17 protein-coding genes, 1 tRNA gene and 1 pseudogene are annotated in these 19,729 nt (G+C 61.9%); 13 read left to right on the top strand and 6 right to left on the bottom strand.

Annotated features, from left to right (window positions below; translation table 11 throughout):
* Positions 1-6: 6 nt before the first annotated feature.
* Entirely contained in the window at positions 7-534 is a 528-nt protein-coding gene (mobB, locus tag JQ586_RS00240) for a molybdopterin-guanine dinucleotide biosynthesis protein B (protein ID WP_212392465.1), read from the bottom strand.
* Positions 535-627: 93 nt separating this feature from the next.
* Here mobB and fdhD point away from each other — a divergent pair, with 93 nt between their 5' ends.
* The 3 genes from fdhD (at position 628) to JQ586_RS00225 (ending at position 2,903) form a co-directional block, all read left to right on the top strand.
* The gene (gene fdhD, locus JQ586_RS00235; protein ID WP_212392464.1) at positions 628-1,518 is read left to right on the top strand and encodes a formate dehydrogenase accessory sulfurtransferase FdhD; all 891 of its coding nucleotides are present in this window, start codon (positions 628-630) and stop codon (positions 1,516-1,518) included.
* The gene (gene mobA / locus JQ586_RS00230; RefSeq protein ID WP_212392463.1) at positions 1,463-2,137 is read left to right on the top strand and encodes a molybdenum cofactor guanylyltransferase MobA; all 675 of its coding nucleotides are present in this window, start codon (positions 1,463-1,465) and stop codon (positions 2,135-2,137) included. Before fdhD ends, mobA begins: the two co-directional genes overlap by 56 nt.
* Before the next feature lie 454 nt (positions 2,138-2,591).
* The gene (locus tag JQ586_RS00225) at positions 2,592-2,903 is read left to right on the top strand and encodes a hypothetical protein (RefSeq protein ID WP_212392462.1); all 312 of its coding nucleotides are present in this window, start codon (positions 2,592-2,594) and stop codon (positions 2,901-2,903) included.
* Between the two features lie 33 nt (positions 2,904-2,936).
* Here the strand turns inward: JQ586_RS00225 and JQ586_RS00220 are convergent, their stop codons facing one another.
* A complete protein-coding gene (locus JQ586_RS00220; RefSeq protein ID WP_249147167.1) occupies positions 2,937-4,103 on the bottom strand; it encodes an FAD-dependent monooxygenase in 1,167 nt (388 codons plus the stop codon).
* Positions 4,104-4,362: 259 nt separating this feature from the next.
* Between JQ586_RS00220 and JQ586_RS00215 the strand changes: the two genes are divergently transcribed.
* Positions 4,363-5,553, top strand: coding sequence for an ABC transporter substrate-binding protein (locus JQ586_RS00215; RefSeq protein ID WP_249147166.1), 1,191 nt, complete (start codon positions 4,363-4,365; stop codon positions 5,551-5,553).
* 113 nt (positions 5,554-5,666) lie between these two features.
* Here JQ586_RS00215 and JQ586_RS00210 read toward each other — a convergent pair.
* Positions 5,667-6,632, bottom strand: a pseudogene (locus JQ586_RS00210) (TAXI family TRAP transporter solute-binding subunit).
* A 120-nt stretch (positions 6,633-6,752) separates the two neighbouring features.
* Between JQ586_RS00210 and JQ586_RS00205 the strand changes: the two are divergent.
* The 3 genes from JQ586_RS00205 (at position 6,753) to JQ586_RS00195 (ending at position 9,188) form a co-directional block, all read left to right on the top strand.
* A complete protein-coding gene (locus tag JQ586_RS00205) occupies positions 6,753-7,721 on the top strand; it encodes a tripartite tricarboxylate transporter substrate binding protein (protein ID WP_212392460.1) in 969 nt (322 codons plus the stop codon).
* 747 nt (positions 7,722-8,468) lie between these two features.
* Positions 8,469-8,544 (top strand) — tRNA-Ile (locus JQ586_RS00200).
* Positions 8,545-8,816: 272 nt separating this feature from the next.
* Positions 8,817-9,188 (top strand): hypothetical protein, encoded by a 372-nt coding sequence (locus JQ586_RS00195; RefSeq protein ID WP_212392459.1) that lies wholly within the window; start codon positions 8,817-8,819, stop codon positions 9,186-9,188.
* Between the two features lie 929 nt (positions 9,189-10,117).
* Here the strand turns inward: JQ586_RS00195 and JQ586_RS00190 are convergent.
* The gene (locus JQ586_RS00190) at positions 10,118-10,774 is read right to left on the bottom strand and encodes a hypothetical protein (RefSeq protein WP_212392458.1); all 657 of its coding nucleotides are present in this window, start codon (positions 10,772-10,774) and stop codon (positions 10,118-10,120) included.
* A gap of 436 nt (positions 10,775-11,210) precedes the next feature.
* Between JQ586_RS00190 and JQ586_RS00185 the strand changes: the two genes are divergently transcribed.
* Together JQ586_RS00185 and JQ586_RS41440 are read left to right on the top strand one after the other, a co-directional pair.
* On the top strand, positions 11,211-11,672 hold the full coding sequence (locus tag JQ586_RS00185; RefSeq protein WP_212392457.1) for a hypothetical protein: 462 nt from the start codon (positions 11,211-11,213) through the stop codon (positions 11,670-11,672).
* A gap of 118 nt (positions 11,673-11,790) precedes the next feature.
* A complete protein-coding gene (locus JQ586_RS41440) occupies positions 11,791-12,126 on the top strand; it encodes a tripartite tricarboxylate transporter substrate-binding protein (RefSeq protein WP_212392456.1) in 336 nt (111 codons plus the stop codon).
* A 195-nt stretch (positions 12,127-12,321) separates the two neighbouring features.
* Here the strand turns inward: JQ586_RS41440 and JQ586_RS00175 are convergent, their stop codons facing one another.
* Positions 12,322-13,347: a nitronate monooxygenase family protein gene (locus JQ586_RS00175; RefSeq protein ID WP_212392455.1), complete on the bottom strand. Its 1,026-nt coding sequence runs from the start codon at positions 13,345-13,347 to the stop codon at positions 12,322-12,324.
* Positions 13,348-13,542: 195 nt separating this feature from the next.
* Here JQ586_RS00175 and JQ586_RS00170 point away from each other — a divergent pair, with 195 nt between their 5' ends.
* On the top strand, positions 13,543-13,836 hold the full coding sequence (locus JQ586_RS00170) for a hypothetical protein (protein ID WP_212392454.1): 294 nt from the start codon (positions 13,543-13,545) through the stop codon (positions 13,834-13,836).
* Between the two features lie 967 nt (positions 13,837-14,803).
* Positions 14,804-15,097, top strand: coding sequence for a hypothetical protein (locus JQ586_RS00165; RefSeq protein WP_212392453.1), 294 nt, complete (start codon positions 14,804-14,806; stop codon positions 15,095-15,097).
* A 178-nt stretch (positions 15,098-15,275) separates the two neighbouring features.
* Here JQ586_RS00165 and JQ586_RS00160 read toward each other — a convergent pair whose 3' ends face one another.
* The gene (locus JQ586_RS00160; RefSeq protein WP_212392452.1) at positions 15,276-16,073 is read right to left on the bottom strand and encodes a methyltransferase domain-containing protein; all 798 of its coding nucleotides are present in this window, start codon (positions 16,071-16,073) and stop codon (positions 15,276-15,278) included.
* 307 nt (positions 16,074-16,380) lie between these two features.
* On the opposite strand from JQ586_RS00160, the gene JQ586_RS00155 reads away from it, so the two are divergent.
* Positions 16,381-18,132: a SulP family inorganic anion transporter gene (locus JQ586_RS00155; protein WP_212392451.1), complete on the top strand. Its 1,752-nt coding sequence runs from the start codon at positions 16,381-16,383 to the stop codon at positions 18,130-18,132.
* Between the two features lie 316 nt (positions 18,133-18,448).
* Entirely contained in the window at positions 18,449-19,024 is a 576-nt protein-coding gene (locus JQ586_RS00150; protein WP_212392450.1) for a J domain-containing protein, read from the top strand.
* Positions 19,025-19,729: the final 705 nt, after the last annotated feature.

Here is a 19,729-nt window from a genome sequence, read left to right as displayed (position 1 = left end):
GCCTCGTCAGGTTTCGGCTGAAGCCGTCGCCAGCACGTCGTCGACAGGAACCGCGGACCGCAACATCAATGCTGCGACCTTCTCGATGTCGTCGAGATGGGCGAACGGCAGCGTCGTTGCAACCTTGACGTCACTGGCGATACCGACCACAAGCGGGTCGTCCGGGAACAACAGAGGCTTGCCGTTGGCCGAGCGGTGCACTTCGATCTTGTTGAGCAGTTCGCGTTTGAACCCCTCGACCACGACCAGATCGACCCGCGCCATCTTCGTCAGCAGCTCCGGCAACCGCGGTTCCTCGGCGCCGCGCAGCTCGTGCATGAGGGCCCAGCGCCGCGTCGAGGACACCAGCACCTCGGTCGCGCCGGACTGCCGGTGCACCCAGGAATCCTTGCCCGGCACGTCGACGTCGAACTCGTGATGGGCGTGCTTGATCACGGAGATGCGCAGGCCGCGGCCCAGCAAATAAGGGATCACCCGCGACAGCAAGGTGGTCTTGCCGGCGCCGCTCCATCCCGCGAGGCCAATCACTTTCATTGCATTCTCCAGCGCCGGCCGGAACCGGCCCTAGGCATTAGGTATGAACGCTTTATATCGGCTGTGAGCTCTTGTCATGCTACGGTCCGCGACATGATGAAAATGGAGAAAGCGCCCGTTCCCCTGATCGTGCCCAATCCGGACGATCCGCGTCTCACCGAGCGCGTCAAGGGGATCGACCAGACCGGAGCCGAGGCCGAGATCAGGGTGCCGGTCGAGCGGCCGCTGACGCTGTATCTCAACGCCCAGGAGATCGTCACCATGATGACGATCGGCGACTATCCGGAATATCTGGCGCTCGGCTATCTCCTGAACCAGAACATGCTGAAATACGACGACGCGGTGACCGAGGTCGAATATCACGACGACCTCCAGGTCGTCGTTGTCCGTACCGAGCACCACACCAATTTCGAGCACAAGCTGAAGAAGCGCACGCAAACCTCCGGCTGCGCGCAGGGCACCGCGTTCGGCGATCTCCTGGAGGCGGTCGAAAGCGTCGCGCTGCCGAAGGCCGAGCTGCGCACGTCGTGGCTCTATCAGATGACGCAGGCGATCAACACCATGCCCTCGCTCTATCTCGAGGCCGGCGCGATCCATGGCTGCGTGCTGTGCAAGGAAGGCACGCCTGTCTGCTACACCGAGGATGTCGGCCGCCACAACGCGGTCGACAAGATCGCGGGCTGGATCTACCGCCATGGCGTCGATCCCGGTGACAAGATCCTCTACACCACCGGACGGCTGACCTCCGAGATGGTGATCAAGACGGTGCGGATGGGGATCCCGATCCTGGTGTCGCGCTCGGGCTTCACGGCCTGGGGCGTCGAACTGGCGCGGCAGGTCGGGCTGACGCTGATCGGCCGTGCCCGCGGCAAACGTTTCATCGCGCTGTCGGGACAGGAGCGCATCGTGTTCGACCAGAATCTCGACTATGTCGAGGAGGAATCGGCGCGGCACAAACGCAAGGGCGAGGCGCGTGACGAATAATATCCCCGGCGTCTTGCTCGCCGGCGGCCTGGCGCGCCGCATGGGCGGCGGCGACAAGCCGATGCGCACGATCGGCGGCCGCACCATTCTGGAACGCGTGGTCGCGCGGCTGACGCCGCAATGCGAGGGCCTGATCCTGAACGCAAACGGTGATCCGTCGCGCTTTGCCGCATTCGGATTGCCCGTGATCGCCGACACGGTGGCGGATTTTCCCGGTCCGCTCGCCGGCATTCTCGCCGCGCTCGATTGGGTCGCCGCGCACCGGCCCGATGTCGCCCTGATCCTGAGCGCCGCCGCCGACTGCCCGTTCCTGCCGCGCGACCTGGTGGCGCGGCTGTACCACGCCCTTTGTGAACAGAACGCACAACTCGCGGTCGCCGCCTCCGGCGGGCAGTCGCATCCGGTGATCGGGTTGTGGAACGTTGGCTTGCGCGACGAACTGCGCCACGCGCTGGTCGTCGAGGACGTCAGAAAGATCGACCGCTGGACGGCGCGCTACCGGCTCGCCACCGTGACCTGGCCGGTCACGCCTCTCGATCCCTTCTTCAACGCCAACACCGTGCACGACATCGCAGATGCCGAACGGCTGGCGGCGCTGGATGAGGCGACGGCTCAATGAGACTGGGCTTATGCCTGCAGCAACCGTTGACTGACCGGCCGTCCTGGCTTGGCAAGCCTCGCCGATCGGTTCTCTTTCGCGGCCTGTTCGCGCGCCCTGAATCTCTTCCGAAGGCGCTGCGGCTGGCCCGCCAGGACTTCTTCCAAGGTCGTGTTCCTGAAACGAAGTCGTCTCAACATCGCATTGCTCCCTGACACGGGCGGGAGCCCCATTTGGTCTCTCAGCAACCGGCGCCTGCGTTGGGCCCTCCCAGTGATCAACGATAACGCGCGAGGCGGCGCTTTGCTTCAACGGGACCATTGCATCCTTTGTCGTATCCGACGCTCCTGCCAGGGGGCCGATACGCCACTTAATATCCGTTTGATATACCTCGAATTTTCCAGGAGGCTCCCTATAGGGGACGACTGAAAGCGGGTAAGGTTCCGTTCATTTCGTCGCAGCGGGAGTTTCGCACATGTCTCGCGCGCCTCCGATCGCGCCGCAGCAAGTGGACCATGACACCTATCTGGTGCTGAATAATTTCGGCAGACTGGGCTGCGCCTGGTGCGAAACGGATGACGAAGGCAGCGATCGGAAGACGCTGATCCGACGTCTCATGGACGACCAGTATAGCCATCCGGTTCGCATTGTGGCCTTCAACACGGCCGAGGGATGGTCTCGCGATGTAACCAGGGACATCGCCGACGAGCTCCGGCGCCGCATTGCGGAGTACGACGACGTCCCGCGCTCCGTACTGGAGTTCGTGGAGGCAGCCTTCCGGCACTGAGCTCGCGGGGGGTGCTGCACGACGCGCCTGCCTTCACGCCGCCAGCGGCACTGTCCACGCATCGTAACCATAGACCCAGTCGGCATTGGTTCGTCCGCGCAGCCAGGTATTGGCGCGCGAGGTCTCCTGCACCCGCGTCGTACGCTCCTTTCGGGTTGCTTCGAAACGGCGAAATGCGTCGGCGACGCCATCCCGCTCGGCACCGTCAAGACAGCGGGACAGCACCGCGCCATCCTCGATCGCCATCGCGGCGCCCTGCGCCATGTAGGGCGTCATCGGATGACAGGCGTCGCCGAGCAGGGTCACGTTGCCTTCCGCCCAGCGCGGCAGGGCATCGCGATCCATGATCGCCCATTTGTGCACATCGGGACAGGCGGCGAGCACCTGGCCGACCTGGGGATGGAAGCCCTCGAACGATTTGCGCAACTCACCGACGTCGCCCTTGGCCGACCAGGATTCGATCCTGAAATCCGGCTCCGGCTGGCTGGTCACGAAATACAACTCGCTGCGATCAGGCTTGACGTAATAGATCACGATGTGGCGATCCTCGCCCCACCATTTGGTGCAGTCATCGATCCTTTCACCGCCGAGCAAGGTCGCCGGATAGGTCGTGCGATAGGCGATGCGCCCGGTGAATTTCACCGGCGCGGTCGCGAACAGCATGTCGCGCACCACAGAATGCACGCCGTCGGCGGCGACGACCGCATCGGCTGTGGCTGTCGCACCATTGGCGAAGACGAGCCGCACGCTGCCGTCGGCGATATGATCCAGCCCGGTGAGCCTGTGGCCAAGCCTGATGCATTCGTCAGGCACCGCGCTCGCGAGCGCCGCATGCAGGTCGCCGCGATGCGCGAGCAGGTAGGGCGCGCCGAATTTCTCCTCGGCGCTCTCGCCGAATATCATGTCGAACTTGACCTCGCCGGTCGACCAGTCGCGATTGTTCCAGGAGCGCGGATAGAACGAGCCGCCACGCAGCCGGTCTTCCAGCCCGAGCCTGCGCAGCACCTTCATCGCATTGCAGCCGATCTGGATGCCGGCACCGAGGCGTGCGAACTGCGTCGCCTGCTCGTACACCGTGACGTCGATCCCGACACGGCGCAGCGCCGCGGCGGTCGCAAGGCCGCCCATGCCGGCGCCGATGATCGCGATCGAAAGTGGCCCCGGCATCACGTCCCTGCCCACTGTCTTGCCATGCGCCATACTGCGCTTCGGCGAACGGAATGAAATCGAGCCCGCGCGCATGGGCGGCCGGCGCGATGCTCATGGCCGGTGGGAGGCAGCGCGCCTCCGAAAAGCCCTTCCGGGCCTCCGCCATTAGACCGAAGGTGCGTTGACGCCGGCCCCAAAATAGTTGCAAAAGAAACCAATATGGCGGGGCTCCGGAGGGGCCCGGCACAAGCAATAACGGCCAATGCGCCAATCCAGGGAGGGAAACAGGATGATCGCCAAGAGACTATCCATGCTCGGAGCCCTTGCAGCCGCGCTGCTGGCCTCGCCGGCCGCGCTCGCGCAGGTGTCCGACGACGTGGTCAAGATCGGCGTGCTGACCGACATGAACGGCCCGGCCTCGACGCCGACCGGACAGGGCTCGGTCACCGCAGCACAGATGGCCGTCGACGATTTCGGCGGCACGGTGCTTGGCAAGCCGGTCACGGTGATCGTCGGCGACCATCAGCTCAAGCCCGACATCGGCGCCGGCATCGCACGGCGCTGGTACGACGTCGACCAGGTCGACCTGATCGTCGACGTGCCGGTCTCGGCGGTCGGGCTCGCGGTGCAGAACATCGCCAACGAGAAGAAGAAGCTGTTCATCACCCATTCGACCGGCGCCACCGATTTCCACGGCAAGTTCTGCTCGCCCTACACGATCCAGTGGGTGTTCGACACCAGGGCGCTTGCGGTCGGCACCGCGCAGGAGGTGGTGAAGCGCGGCGGCGACAGCTGGTTCTTCATCACCGACGACTACGCGTTCGGCCATTCGCTGGAGAAGGATGCCTCCGCCGTGGTGACGAAGAACGGCGGCAAGGTGCTGGGGTCGGTGCGGCCGCCGTTTGCGACGCCCGATCTGTCGTCCTTCATCCTGCAGGCGCAGGCGTCGAAGGCGAAGATCATCGGCATTGCCGGCGGGCCGCCCAACAATACCAACGAGATCAAGACCGCCGGCGAATTCGGCATCATGGCCGGCGGACAGCAGATGGCCGCGCTGCTCGCGCTGATCACCGACGTCCACTCGATCGGCCTGTCGGCGGCGCAGGGACTTCTGCTCACAACGTCGTTCTACTGGGACATGGACGACAAGACTCGCGAATGGTCGAAGCGCTATTTCGCCAAGATGAACCGCATGCCGACGATGTGGCAGGCGGGTGTCTATTCCTCCGTGATGGCTTATCTCAACGCGATCAAGGCGTCCGGAACCGACGATCCGCTGAAGGTCGCAGCCAAGATGCGCGAGACGCCGGTCGAAGATTTCTTCGCCCGCAACGGCAAGCTGCGCGAGGACAATCTGATGGTCCACGACCTCTGGCTGGTGCAGGTCAAGACGCCGGCGGAGTCGAAATATCCGTGGGACTATTACAAGATCCTGGCGAAGATCTCGGGCGCGGACGCGTTCGGTCCGCCGGACCCGGCCTGCCCGCTGGTGAAGAAGTGACCACCGCAGGTCGTCATTCCCTGATAGTCCGAAGGACCAGACCCGGAATCTCGAGATTCCGGGTTCGATGCTAACGCATCGCCCCGGAATGACTGTCACCAATTACTCCTCCGTCACTTCGCCACCCCGATCTCGCGGAAATATCTGAGCACGCCGGGGTGGATCAAACTGCTGTCAGGCGCGGCGGCGACGGTGTTTACGGCCGTGGTTTCGCAGGCCTGCGCAAGCTTCTTGCAGAAGTCGGCCTCGATCCCGTGCAGCGTTTTCGCCAGGCGATAGGCGACGTCGTCGGGCAGGCTGTCGCGCACCAGGATGTAGCTCCAGGAGCCGACCGAGGCGATCGGCTCGGTCTGCTTCGGATAGCTGTTCGCGGGCACCGTCAGGGCCTTCAGGAAACTGTGCCTGGCGAGAACTTTTGCAATCTCGTCAGTATCAGGCGCGATGAAGCGCGCCCCATGCTCGCTCTCGGCCATTCTGGTGAAGCCGGGCCAGCCGATGCCGGCGCCCCACAGCGCGGCGGCGCGACCATCCTGCACCATCGCAGGGCCATCGCCGGCGCGGTCGAGCTAGATCGATCTGAAGTCTTCGTCCTGCTTCAGCCCGATGCCGTCGAGGATGTAGCGCGACAGGATCGGCAGGCCCGAGCCCTTGGCACCGAACGCGACCGGCTGGCCGACCAGGTCCCTGATCCTCCGGTAGGGGCTGTCGGCGCGGACCACGAACATGCCCGGGCTCGAATACATCGCGGCGAGGATCTTCAGCTTGGTCGCAGGTGGGCGGCCGATGCCCTTGAAGGCCTCATAGGCCGGCTCGCCCGCGACCGTTGCGATATCGATGCTGCCAGCCTCGAGCAGCGGGATGTTCTCGTTGGAGCCCTTGGTGTTGCGCGGCTCGATCGACAGCGTCGGATCGGCCGCGTTCATGAGCTCGGCGAAGGCATTGCCATAGAGCGGAAAGCCGCCGCCCGGCGTCGCCGTGCCGAAATGGATCGTCGTCTTCGGCATGGGCTTCCCCTCTTCCGCACCAGCGCCGCTCGCGAACAGCAGCGCGCCAGCGCAGATCATAGCAGCGAATTTCATGGCAAGCCTCAAGCAGCAACCGACGCGGGGCGGATCGTCGCATGCGGGGGGTCGTAGGCAAAGCCGACGTTTTGTGAAAGCATTGCCGGCAACGGTCACAAGAAAATGACGGGAGTGACGATGATCGCCCTGATCCGTGCTGCGCTGCTTGGCTTCGTCTGCGTCCTCGCTTCGGCCGCACCGTCCGCCGCCGCCGACTATCCGAACCGCCCGGTGCGCTGGCTGATCGGCTTCGCCGCCGGCGGCCCGGTCGATATCGTGGCGCGCATCATGGCGCAGTGGCTTTCGGATCATCTCGGCCAGCAATTCGTGGTCGAGAACCGCGCCGGCTCCGGCGGCAACATCGCAGCCGCGGCTGCGATCAACTCGCCGGCGGACGGCTACACGCTGCTGTTCGTCGGGCCAAACAACGCGATCTCGACCTCGCTCTACCGGAAACTGCCGTTCGATTTCCTGCGCGACACCACGCCGGTCGCGAGTATCATGCAACTCACCAACATGCTGGTCGTGACCAACGCACTGCCGGTGAAGACCGTCCAGGAACTCATCGACTACTGCAAGGCCAATCCGGGCAAGCTCGCCTACGCCTCGTCCGGCAACGGCACCTCGGTGCACATGTCGGCGGAATTGTTCAAGGCGATGACCAAATGCGACATGCAGCACGTGCCGTATCGCGGCTCGGCGCTCGCCTTCCCCGACATCATCTCCAACAAGGTGCAGCTGATCTTCGACAATCTGCCGTCGGCGCTCGAGCAGTCGCGCGGCGGCAGCGTGCGCGCGCTCGGCGTCACCTCGCCGCAACGCTGGCCCGGCGTGCCCGACGTGCCGGCGATCGCCGAGACGGTACCGGGCTTCGAGGCGGTCGGCTTCTATGGCATCTCCGCGCCGAAGGGTACGCCGCCCGGGATCGTCGATCTCCTCAACAAGGCGGTCGGCGAGGCCTTGAAGGATCCGAAGCTGGTGGCGCGTCTCTCGGAAGTCGGCGGCATTCCGAAGCCGATGACGCCTGCTGAATTCGGCAAGCTCGTTTCCGACGAGACCGACAAGTGGCGCAAGGTGGTGGAGTTCGCCGGGGTGTCGGTGGATTAGGATCACGCCGCACACATCGTGAATGGGTCCTGGCCTTCGTCGGGACGACACTGAATGTTTGGCACGCTTGCGAGGCATGGATCCGCGCTCTCGCGACATGATTTGCCCGAGTCCTGCGTTTCGTTCCGCCCTCCCATCAAGCAGAGGGCGCAGGGAAGACCGGGTGCCGATTGCACCCATGGGCCCTGTGCAACAGAAAGCACAGGGGTAGGACCACAGGTGTAACCGGGAACGACCCGGCCTTCCCTGCGCGATGGGCTACGGCTTATTTCGTGCTCTCCCCGGCGAGACCGGGCTTTTTTGTCACCGCCACCGCAAGGACGCTGTCGCGTCTTGCGGAGGACACCTGCCACTGGGGCGTCAGGACCACACGACTTCACCGTCCGCCGCGCATGCCCTCGTCAGTCGCATACTCGGCGTCCACCGCATCCCACACCACGTTCGTGACGATCGCGAGCCGCCCCTCGATCGGGTGGGACGGCCGGAATTGAACATCTGATTTGCCCGACGGGAAAAGCGGAATCTTTTTCGCAACCGGACTGGACCACCCAAATCAGCTTGAGATCATTGGTGAAAATCGATTTTTGATGCAGGCCGGACAGGCTGTCCAGGCCGCCTCCGCGGCCCTGAATGCGTCATTGGGCAACCCTGTCCGGGACCGGGGAGCGCCATTGCCGGATCATCGGTCACCCTGTAAACGAAGCCGGCACCGTTGCCGGCCGCGCCTCGCGCGACCCGCAGGCGGCGGGGCCTGTAGCTCAATGGTTAGAGCCGGCCGCTCATAACGGTCTGGTTGCAGGTTCGAGTCCTGCCGGGCCCACCACGCGGCTATTTTGGCTTTGATTTGTCACGAGTATTTTTTCCGATTGTCTCACCACTCGATCTCGTCCTCGAAAGTGAGACACTTTTCCGGTTCCGATACTCTTCAAGACGCGTGAACGCGTTGGCGCTCATCTTCGATTTGTTGGCTTCGCGGATATAGATCTCGGCGGTGTCGAGTTTGCCCCAGCCAAACACGCCGCAAAGCTCAGGAGCTGCTGCTCCCCTCTCCGCCGTTGCCAACCCGCTTGCTTTGCGAAGCTCGTGCGCCGAGCAATGTTGCAGCCCAGCCGCATCGGTGCTGCGCAAAAGGGCTCGCCGTTCATCCTAGTGTCCGGCGGAGCGACCGTGATTATCGAAAACTGCAAATTCCAGAATCTCACCAACGGCAATGCCATCGCCATCCGGTTCATCAAGAGCAACCAGGCCGGTGTCGGCAACGGCGGCGGACAGATGCTTTCCTATATGAACAATCGCATCACCGCCAACGGAAGCACCGCACCTCACAACCATCCAGGGCGGGCAGTAGGTTGTCAAAGCGGTGGGGCCGGCGTTTATAGCCGGCCCACCGCGGGTATCGATGATCCGCGACAAGCCGCATTTGCATTCGCAAACAACAGCAACAGAAGATCGCGACTTACGGTCTAATCCGTAATCGCCAAGTTGCTCGCGAGAATCTAGCACTTCGTGATTTGCCGGAACCGAACTCCATGCGGCACTGTCCCGACATGGACCTTTCCTACCTTAGTGGCAGCTTTGTAATCGGTCTGTTCCTCCTTGCGTACCACCTGCACGGCTTGCTGTTCAGGAGGGACACGTTACGGCACCAAAGGCTGAACCGGTTGCGGCGGCCGGCTTCGCGCTCGATCTTTGGCGATATGACTGTCGAGCCTCCCGAAGGGCCAGATTCAATCGATCCACGAAACCATGACGCGGTGATCCCAAGCCGGTCTGACGCTTTCGAACGAGTGCAGAAAGTCAAGCGCGCATGATGATATTGCTAGGCGTAAGGTTCATGTAAGGCTGGACTGGTAACAAAAGTTGGCTCGGTCAACCGGCCTCCATTTGGAGCGACAGAGCACCCCACGACTGAACGGCCTCAGTATTGTGACGCGCTGAGGCCGTCGTTTTTGTTTCGGCGGCGCCTTGCATATTTATTGAAACCGGATGGGCCGCCACTCCGTAACTTCGACACCGGGGCCTGCATTGGCCCAAGTTTATCACAGCGGGGTTCAACCATGACCATTTCCGCTGAGCAGAACTGCGAGACCTGCAGCCTCCCAAGGAGTGCGGTCGGCGCTGAGTCGCTAACCTCTGAATTTGAGGCAGTGCTGTTGTACTGCCCAAAATGCAAAAGCGTCGTTCGCCTAGTCAGCGAGAAGGCCCGACCCAACCGGTCGTCTAAATCGCCTTCGCGTGCAATCGAGCTACCAGATCGTACTCGGAGCTAAAGTCGAGCTTCCCAGGGGTTGCCACCTGTCTCGCGTGGGATGTGGAAAGCGGTATCAGGTACGCTGAACCGCCTCATTGCCCGCATTTGGCATTGCGCGGACTTGCTACGTGGCAACGCGAGCGCTCTAGATGAGGACGCCATAGGCCGGCTGCAAGAAGACATGGCAGCCGACCGACGCCACCTCGGCGACCACGAAGCCGAACCGCCAGAACAGCCACGCCCACAGCACGCCGGGCACGACGTAACGCAGCGCGTCATAGGCCAGCATTCCAACCGAGGCATCGCCTGACGGCAGCACCACGTTGACGCCTATGTTGATCGGCTGCGCGACGACCATGAGGACGACGGTGCCTAGCGTCGATTTGGTCCTGACCAGACAAAGCAAGAGCGAGAACACGAATGATCGATAGATCACGTTCTCGTTGAAGGCGCGCAGCATGAAATGCAGCAGCCGCTGAGCTACCGGGGATCTGAGAAACTCAACGACCTCCGGCGCTAACAGATGCCGAAACAGGAAAGCATCAATGAGGACCACATATGCGGCGACCACCATGGCCGCCATTACACCGATCAGGGCTGGCGACCTTGCAGTGTGGCCATCGAGCCGCAGACTTGCGGAACGCGCAAGATGCACGCCGGATAGGGCCACGGCTGCCATCAGGATAACGCGCAGGACCGGTGATCCAAAGGTCACCGCAGCAAAGGCGATATCAAAAGGCGAAAGCCACGCGATCATTGCGCTGATGAGCACGATCACGGCATGCGTGGGGTCGAACCTCATGCTCAGGAAGCTTCAATTGCGAGTTGGATGGCCGCCCCTTAAAAAGCTACGCCGCCGGGCTCGAAAATGAGCGTCCCGACGGCGCCTGTGACTGGGCCCTCTGAAATTCCCCAGCAAGGTGCACTATAGCAGCTTACGCGATGGCAACCTGTGAACTGGCTCACACGCAACCCACGCACGAATTCGATTCATGGTTCTTGCTCACGCACACGGCGCTCTGCAGACCATGCATGAGAGGAAGTCACGGTTTTTGTTCGACTGCATTCCACGCCCCAAAAGAAAGAACCTCCAGGACGTTTGGTCCCGGAGGTCTTGGGGGATGGTTTATGGCGATTGCCCACTAGTTCTCAGGGGGTGACCCCGGGAAAGCCCCGGCTTGCGCTCCACCCTTGGGCGCGCGATGCTTCCAGCCCGTTTGGGACCGGGTGCGGCAAGAATGGAAGCGGCGGTCGGTTCGGACTTTCGATCGTCCTTGCTCACCCCGGATCAGGCCGAAGCTTCAGCACCTGCCTCCACCGTCTCCGGAGGTGCGGGAGCCTTTGAGGCACCTCAGAACCGGATTTGGAATGAAAAGGCCCGCGACTTAAGGGCGCCTCTCAAACTGCGAGGAAGCTATATGAAAGAGATGTTCATGTTGGTGCTTGTTGGCACCTTTACTATCTTGTCGTTCACAACAATTCTGACCGTAACCGGATCGGGAACCAGCCTCGGTAAAAACGAAGACGTTCTGCTTCTATTGCAAATCGCCTTTACCTTTGTATGGATTTCGGCTGCGGCTGGCCTTTTGCTGATGCAAGTCCGGCTGCCGGAGGCCGGCGAGCCGGACGTGAACGCCGGCCTCGAGGAGACGAGGCATCCTGATCTTGATGAGTCGGCGCCGCAACCAAACGGTGCATGACCTGACACATGCAGCCCCGGCTTCCAGTGCGGAAGTGTCACTGCCGGCCCGCACGACAGTTATCAGGACATGAAGGTCGTCCAGCTTCAATCGGAGGCCGAGGCGATCGCTCAACTGCGTGGGTTCAGGCGGCGTCGGCGGGATCACGCACATCACTGCCGAACTGTTCAAGATGATGGCTGAAGTCGAGATGGTGCACGTGCCTTACCGCGGCGTAGCACCCGCGCTGACCGATCTGCTCGGCGGACCGGTGCAAGCCCTTTTTGCCAACCCTGCTCAGTCGATTCCATACACGGGAGCCGGCAAGCTGCGCGCTCTGGCAATAACCACCGCCACTCGCTCGGAGGCGCTACCCGACATTCCGACCGTGGGCGGGATGGCACGCTGCTCGTTGGCTCGCCAGCCGATTTCGGCAAGCTCATCGCCGGGGAGACCGAGAAGTGGGGAAAGGTGATTCACGCCGCCAACATCAAGGCGGAGTGATTCTCAACGCGCAGATATTCCAAGTTCACCGGTATGCGGCTTAGTGAAGGCGACGTTGCATAAGGGTCATTCGCGTCGTTTCGATCGATGACGCATGACTTCCGGTCTTCATCTCGAAGCCGACATGATCGATAAAGTCGGAGTTTTTATAGGACCGCAATTGGCGCTAACGGGAGGCAGCCTGGACGGCCCGCTCTTCACGCAACCCGGACCGTTCCGCTTGCTCAACCAGCTCCTGCACGATTTCGGCCGCGGGCTGGACACGCTTTACCGCGCCGACAGACTCTCCCGCCCAGAGCGCCATCGCCCCGATCGCTCCTGTCGTCGTCTTATCGGGGACGCCACTCCCGAAGCGAAGGATCGGAATTCGCGTCCCATCCAGGCGGCTCGTCTCGCCAACAATATCGCCCTGGAAGGCTTCCGCTGCCGCGATGGCCGAGCGTAGAACGCGATGCGGCGCCTCGGGCCACGTGGCCGAAAACACCTCGGTGTAGGCGGTGTCCTGTGCTTCCGCGCCAATCAGGGCAGCGACGTACTCCGGATGTACGGCCGCCTCAGCCGCGGCGACAAACCTAGTCCCGACGCGCACGCCGTCCGCTCCGGCCGCGAGAGCCGCCGTCACCGCCTGCCCGGTGCCGATGCCACCCGCCGCCAGCACTGGCACGTCCACCGCCGAGATCACCTCGCGAAGCAATGTCATCATGGGAGTCTTCCCACGCACATGTCCGCCTGCCTCGATGCCCTGCGCGACGACGAAGTCGCATCCCGCCTGGGCTGCCGCGACCGCCTCCTCCCGTGACCCAACTTGCCAGCAAGCCAGCGCACCGCCTGCGTGCGCCATCTCTACAAATCGACGTTCCGGCTCGCCGTAGAAGAACTCAACGACTTTCGCCGCGCGCGCAGCGATCTCAATGCACGTCAGATCAAGGGGTGGCCGCGTCGCCGAGCCGTTGAGGAATATCGGGGCCACGATGAAGTTGACTCCAAACGGCCTGTCAGTAAGCAGGCGTGTCCGCTCGAGGAGATCGGCGAGCGTGGCGGGAGTAAGCCCGGGTCGGGCGGTGCCCAGCATCCCGAGGGCTCCGGCCTGCGACACTGCTGCGGCCAATTCAGGCGGTGAGCCCGCGCCCATGCCTGCCTGCTGGATCGGCACCGCGCAGCCAACGAGTTCTGTGAACCTCGTCGCGATCATCGTCGCCTCCCGCGTCTCTTGTTGTGCTGGCACGGTACGCCTATTGCGTTGCGGAGGCACCTGATTTGTCGAGCGTCGCTCGGGTGAGCGAGACGGCTCAAAGTGAAAAACCGGACGCATCATGCTTTCGATCGCGTCCGGAAGGGCCACACGCTTGAGCTGAAGTATGATCCGGCCGGTGGAAGCGATTCACATTTGATTCCCGAAACCGCGATGGGCGGGCTCGGCAGCGACGCACTGTACGACGCGGATACAAATCCGCGGATTGACGAACGTCTCGACGGCGTTGATATGAGGCGCCGCGAGGGCGATTCCGGATTCCCAACGCTGATCGAGATCCCGTCCGAGGTCGAGCAGCAATTTCCGAGATGCAAGCCTATCGCTGCGAGCCTGCGCCGAGACGAGATCGCCTTCCGAGCTCGCTTCAGCATGTGCCGGCAGGTGCGTCCCTTCCGCTTAGCGACGTCGAGCAGATCTTCGACCGGATGAAGACGTCCGACACGAACTCGAGTTGCATTGCGACCGACGGGTTCGAGGATTACCTGCACCACCAAAAGAAGCGGCCTCGGCGCTGGGTAGTGCCGAGGCCGAAGGCAACACTGGTTGTCGGGCGCCGTGACAACGCCCCTAGCAGCACCACGCGAATGGACCGCACCCGCACGATAGCGGGCCGAGCCGATCCGACAAGGACTGGATTCCTCAGATCTGAGCTGCGTTAGGTCCAACCCCGTTTGGGTTATGAGCGGCTGGCACAAATTGCATACTTCACAGGAAGCAGCTCACCGAAAGGTTGGTGTCAGCTTGAGGGGTTATGCTGGCTCGCATGAACCGCGACCAGGTCAATTTCCGTCCCTCACCTGTCTGGGTTGCCGTCGGCGCCCTGCTGGCCTACGTGCTTTGCTGCGTGCTGCTGCTGAGCGCGTAAGGACCTTGCCTCGGTCAGTGGCCATCAGCAGGCCGCCGCACAAATTCCCGCCACCAGCGTCAAGACCAGCAAGAATGACCTTGCTTCGCACAGCCTTGTTTGCGGCTTCCATCAGTTCATGCTGTGCGCCCCCAATTGGATGGGTGGATCACGGGCGTGTATTATAGCAGTGGAAACTTGGGCGGCTGAGCAAGACAGTGGAACTGCTCGCTCCGAGGCCATTCGGCGCCTGGTCGAGATCGGGCTCAGGGAGAAGAAAAAATGAGGCCACTCTTTCTCACATTGATCGCCACTGTCGTATTCTCCACGACCGCGCTTGCGCAAAACTGTCGCGAACTTCCTCCCGGGAAAGCCAAGTTGGCCTGTATTCAGAGTAACCCTGCTGGCGCCGCCAAACTTGCACGGTGCAGGGAGGAAGGCATCAAAATGGGCCTCAGCGGCGGCAGCAGAGGCGGCTCCCTGCCTGGCTACGTCCAGGCCTGTATGCAACGGGGACGATAACAAAGTAAGAGAACCGAAAGGGAGGCTCCCGTGACCGAGAGCGAATTCGAAGCAGGACTCAAGGCCGACGGTTACAACGAAATCGAAAAGCTAAGCCTCGACCCGCGGCCAGGAAAAGGCCGGCACAGACACTTGTTCGCGATTCGTGGCCTGGTTCTTTCCGGTGCTTTCATAGTCGCGCAGGAAAGCGAACCCGTCACATATGGACCAGGGCAGGTGTTTGCCGTCGCTGAGGGGGAGTTGCACGACGATTGGATCGGATCAGAGGGCGCGCAAATCTTGGTCGGTCGGAAGTACTCGAAATCGCGAGGCGGCGAGTCGTAAGCCGAGGGAACCGAAACATCAGGCAAACGGGTCCCTGCTCAAGGATCTTTCGAGCCAGCCCTAGCGGGATTTCGGCGACGACCCCGCCGTCGGTCTGGTGGCCACGAGAACGACGACGCGAGTTCGGGTGCCCCCAGAGCAACAACTGCACTGGAATTGGTGACAATCGCCGGTGTTGTCAGCATGGCTTCCGCGCGCTGGCGATATAGAGTGTACAGTAAGTCGCGGTATCAGGCCGGTCCTGATAAGCCATAAACTTTTCGATGAAGGCGTCCGCCAGGGCTTGCGAGCCGAGAAGTTCGGCCGTGCGGTGTTTGGCCCCTGACCATTGAATCTCCCAATTGCGCCGACGCTCCTGGTCTATGCTGCCGATTACGGTGAAAGCGCGGTCGGTTTCCATCTTCACATCAATATCAATCAGACCGCACTCACGGCACATCCCGGCCATCTTTCGACCGATATACGGATCAACCAACCCGTTGAATACAAACTCGGCAATCGGCTGGATTGCTGGATCGGGCGGCTCGTTGGTGACAGCGAAGCCGTCGAAATTGGCCGAGACCAGAAGGCCGCCTGGCTTCAGCACCCGCGCGAAGTCGCGGACGGCGCTCATTGGATCGGCGACCCATTGCAGAAGGTACTTTGTCCAGACGATGTCGAATACGCCGTCCGCAAAGGGCAACTCGCGAACGTCACCCGTTTCAAAGGTCACGTTTCGCAACCCCTCGGCTTCGGCCCGCCGGCTTGCATAGTCGACGTATTTGCCTCGAAGGTCGACGCCGATGACGACCGATTCCGGGGCCACCTTCGCGATCGCGCGTGCCATGCTTCCCGAACCACACCCCGCGTCCAGTATCCGCATGCCCGGCAGCGCCGGAACGTGTCTTACATGATCGGACGCCCCCGCAAGCAATGCCTGCGCTTCCAACCGCTCGCATTCCTCGTCTGTGTGAATGGCATAAACACGGTCGCTCATCCGAGGCCCCACAATCAAAACGGAAAATGCTAATCCGCGTGCGGCATGTCGACAACCGGCCGTCGGCGGGCGCACAGGGTGCCGTGAGGCGAAGAGCGGACCTTACCGAGACCGGGCCAAACCGTAGCGGTCGACCCCGAAGCGGACATCGGACCGACTTTCAGGAAGGCCGCCCTCGCAAGTATTGATCTTGATCAAGGGCGTACCGAGCGATTGCTGCGCTCGATGACCTCCGATCGACGAATTCCTGTTGCGGCGCAGCAGATTCGCACGGCTGATGCAACGCTGCCTGCGGGAGTGACCACTCGTGAAGCACTGGCTGCCTGGACTCGAGACACTCCGTCGGTACGAGGCAGCCTGGCTTCCGCACGATATCTTTGCCGGTCTCGTTCTGGCGACAATGCTGGTCCCGGTCGGTATTGCCTATGCAGCCGCATCGGGCCTGCCTGGCATCTTTGGCCTTTACGCAACGATCGTGCCGCTGCTGGCCTACGCGTTGTTCGGCCCCAGTCGCATTCTCGTGCTGGGACCGGACTCGGCGCTGGCAGGAATACTCCTGGGCGTCATTGCTCCCCTGGCTCACGGCGATCCGGTGCGCGCCGTAACACTTGCCGGCATGATGGCGATCGTCTCCGGGACGGTTTGCATCCTGGCAGGCATCGCTCGTCTTGGCTTCGTCACCGAGCTTCTCTCCAAGCCAATCCGCTACGGGTATATGAACGGCATTGCGCTAACAGTATTGATCAGCCAGCTGCCGAAGCTGCTTGGCTTTTCCATTGAGGGCGAAGGGCCGTTGCGGAGCCTGTGGGCCATCGCCAGCGCGATCGTTGCGGGAAAGATCAACTGGGTAGCGTTCGCGATCGGGTTCGCCACGTTGATGGTGATCCTGCTTCTCAAGAACAGCAAGCTGCCGGGCATCCTGATCGCGGTCGTAGGGGCGACAATCATCGTCGGCGTGTTCGACCTCGGAACGCTGCATGGCGTCAAGGTACTGGGGCCCCTTCCTCAGGGGCTGCCGGCCTTCGTCATCCCATGGGTCACCGCCAGCGACATCGTCCCGGTTGTGCTCGGCGGCTGCGCGATAGCGATGGTTTCGTTTGCCGATACGAGCGTACTTTCACGTGCCTACGCCGCCCGATTGGGGGATCGGGCCGATTCCAACCAGGAAATGGTCGGGCTTGGTGCCGCCAATCTGGCAACGGGATTTTTCCAGGGATTCCCGATCAGCAGCAGCAGTTCGCGCACGCCTGTCGCCGAAGCCGCCGGCGCCCGCACCCAACTCACCAGCGTCGTAGGCGCGCTTGCCATCGCCTCGCTCCTGTTGGTCGCGCCAAGTCTCCTTCAGCATTTGCCGACCGCTGCATTGGCCGCAGTGGTCATTGCAGCGGCGCTTGGTCTTTTTGAGGTCACCGACCTCAAGCGGATCTATCGCATCCAACGCTGGGAGTTCTGGCTGGCGATCGTCTGCTTTGTCGGCGTCGCCGTGCTCGGAGTGATCCAGGGCATAGGTCTCGCGATCGTCCTCGCGATCATCGAGTTCTTGTGGGACGGCTGGCGCCCTCATTCCGCCGTGTTGGGGCGCGCCTACGGCGTCAAGGGTTACCATGACATCACACGATATCCGGATGCACGACGGATTCCCGGGCTTGTCCTGTTTCGGTGGGATGCGCCGTTGTTTTTTGCCAACGCGGAGTTCTTCAGAGAACGTATCCAGGAAGCCGTAGCGACATCACCAACACCGGTGCGCTGGCTGGTTGTCACCGCAGAGCCCGTCACGAGCGTGGACGTAACCGCCTGCGACGTGGTTGCCGAACTGGATCAGACGCTGCACGCGCAGGGTATCGAGCTCTGCTTCGCCGAACTCAAGGACCCCGTGAAGGACAAATTGAAAAGATTTGGGCTGTTCGCGCAACTTGGAGAGCATTACTTCTTTCCGACAATCGGCGTGGCCGTCTCCCGCTATCTCGACATCAACAATGTCGATTGGGAGGACTGGGAGGACCAACCCGTGCAGGCCTCCGAGCCGGTCGCGAGCCAGAACATCAAATCCGGCCCTTAACCAAGAATGCGCCGCCACCGTGTGGCGATGTGCGCATCCGCCTGACCCTTTGCGGGCAGACCAGTGTAATGCACGCACGACCGTCGTCTGAACAGCTCGCCTCCATCGCTCGCCGCGGAGAGCCACGGGTCATCCTCATGGCACAGCGATTGCTCCACATCTGGCACTGGGGATTGCTGATCCCAGTTTGGAACAGGGCGCCGCCGGGACACCGTATTTCGAGCTCGGCGGCGTATCTTCTTGAGACAGGCAGGATAACCGTCGGCGGTGCGACCGGAACGCGACCCCAGGCGGTCAGCCAGGAGGAGATCTGTTAATGCTTGCTGAATTCGTTGACTATTATGAAGTGCTGGAAATCAGCCCAAATGCCAATCGGGACACGATCGAGCGAATATTTCGCTTCTTCGTCCAGCGCTACCATCCGGACAACCAGGAGACTGGCGATCGTCAGCGCTTCGACATCATCATGGAAGCTCACCAGACGCTCGCCGATCCAGCCCGTCGCGCGCAATATGATCTTCAGCACGGGAACCGCACGATAGCACGGGCCAAGTTCGTCGATGAACTTCGGGATGGCATTCGGATCGATGACGGTGTTGAACTTCAGAATAAACTCCTGTCCACCCTTTGGTTAAGATGCAAACAGAGCGTCCGGGAGCCAGGCGTCGGTGATGTTGAGCTTGAGCATTTGCTCGGCTGTCCGATCGAGCATCTCGAATTCCATCTCTGGTACCTGAAGGAAAAGGGCTGGATACGGAAAACGGAGAATGGCCTGTTCGCGATCACGGTCGAGGGAGTGGATCAAGCCACGTTCCAGCACCATGGTCATTACGTCGGCAACAGCTTGCTGACCGATCAGACGGAATTCGCAAATCGAACCCGAGCCGGATGAAACCAACCAAAGACCGCGATCGGTTCTATTCCCGCCTCCTGGTTGTCCGAGTGCCGCTCCGGCCGGGACGGGCAGCAGCATGGCCACGATGCTTGCGTAGCTGGCAGGGCGGTAGTTTAAGACAATCCAGATTAGCTGCGCATGATCGTCGCAAGCCAGCACCCTTCGCTGGGTTACCGTAGTCATACGGTGCGCAGCATCCTGAAGCTTTGCTCCTTTCAGCTGACCTATTTGGGTCAGGATTTTGCGACCTTCCCGGGTCCCTTCAGGCCCAACCGCAAATTGCCTGGATAGCAAGTCGCATCTCCCGCAATATGCCGAAATATCCCCAACACCGGCACTGCATTTACGGCCCGGCGATCTTCTGCCAACCGCCAGAAACGCTGCTTGCGCGCCCGGCTTGCGACCGCCTCGGGATAGCCGGCCCTCGCCTGCTTCGACCGGTCCCAATTCACAAAACTGCAACATTAAATTAGGACATCGACTTTACGCTCGATAGGCTTGGGCTAATCGTCCGGCATTTAGTTTGCGAATTGGAATCCAGCCCCCGTCATGTTCTCAGCCGTGACGGGGGCATTTGGTTGAGACGACCACGGGATCGATGCGAAAGGTCCGCAGTGACCACTTCGCCGGACCGGAAGCTGCCGCTTGGTACCTGGCTGGTGCCGACAGTGACCAGATTGCCTGGAGTGCACGTGCTCATTT

Source organism: Bradyrhizobium jicamae (assembly GCF_018130215.1).
Taxonomy (GTDB): Bacteria; Pseudomonadota; Alphaproteobacteria; order Rhizobiales; family Xanthobacteraceae; genus Bradyrhizobium; species Bradyrhizobium jicamae_A.
This window is presented reverse-complemented; position numbering and strand designations above follow the sequence as displayed.

Excerpts from the sequence above, each read along its gene's own strand:
- mobB (WP_212392465.1), bottom strand. The coding sequence starts at position 534 with ATGAAAGTGATTGGCCTCGCGGGATGGAGCGGCGCCGGCAAGACCACC.
- fdhD (WP_212392464.1), top strand. The coding sequence starts at position 628 with ATGATGAAAATGGAGAAAGCGCCCGTTCCCCTGATCGTGCCCAATCCG.
- mobA (WP_212392463.1), top strand. The coding sequence starts at position 1,463 with ATGTCGAGGAGGAATCGGCGCGGCACAAACGCAAGGGCGAGGCGCGTG.
- JQ586_RS00225 (WP_212392462.1), top strand. The coding sequence starts at position 2,592 with ATGTCTCGCGCGCCTCCGATCGCGCCGCAGCAAGTGGACCATGACACC.
- JQ586_RS00220 (WP_249147167.1), bottom strand. The coding sequence starts at position 4,103 with ATGGCGCATGGCAAGACAGTGGGCAGGGACGTGATGCCGGGGCCACTT.
- JQ586_RS00215 (WP_249147166.1), top strand. The coding sequence starts at position 4,363 with ATGCTCGGAGCCCTTGCAGCCGCGCTGCTGGCCTCGCCGGCCGCGCTC.
- JQ586_RS00205 (WP_212392460.1), top strand. The coding sequence starts at position 6,753 with ATGATCGCCCTGATCCGTGCTGCGCTGCTTGGCTTCGTCTGCGTCCTC.
- JQ586_RS00195 (WP_212392459.1), top strand. The coding sequence starts at position 8,817 with ATGTTGCAGCCCAGCCGCATCGGTGCTGCGCAAAAGGGCTCGCCGTTC.
- JQ586_RS00190 (WP_212392458.1), bottom strand. The coding sequence starts at position 10,774 with ATGAGGTTCGACCCCACGCATGCCGTGATCGTGCTCATCAGCGCAATG.
- JQ586_RS00185 (WP_212392457.1), top strand. The coding sequence starts at position 11,211 with ATGGAAGCGGCGGTCGGTTCGGACTTTCGATCGTCCTTGCTCACCCCG.
- JQ586_RS00175 (WP_212392455.1), bottom strand. The coding sequence starts at position 13,347 with ATGATCGCGACGAGGTTCACAGAACTCGTTGGCTGCGCGGTGCCGATC.
- JQ586_RS00160 (WP_212392452.1), bottom strand. The coding sequence starts at position 16,073 with ATGAGCGACCGTGTTTATGCCATTCACACAGACGAGGAATGCGAGCGG.
- JQ586_RS00150 (WP_212392450.1), top strand. The coding sequence starts at position 18,449 with ATGCTTGCTGAATTCGTTGACTATTATGAAGTGCTGGAAATCAGCCCA.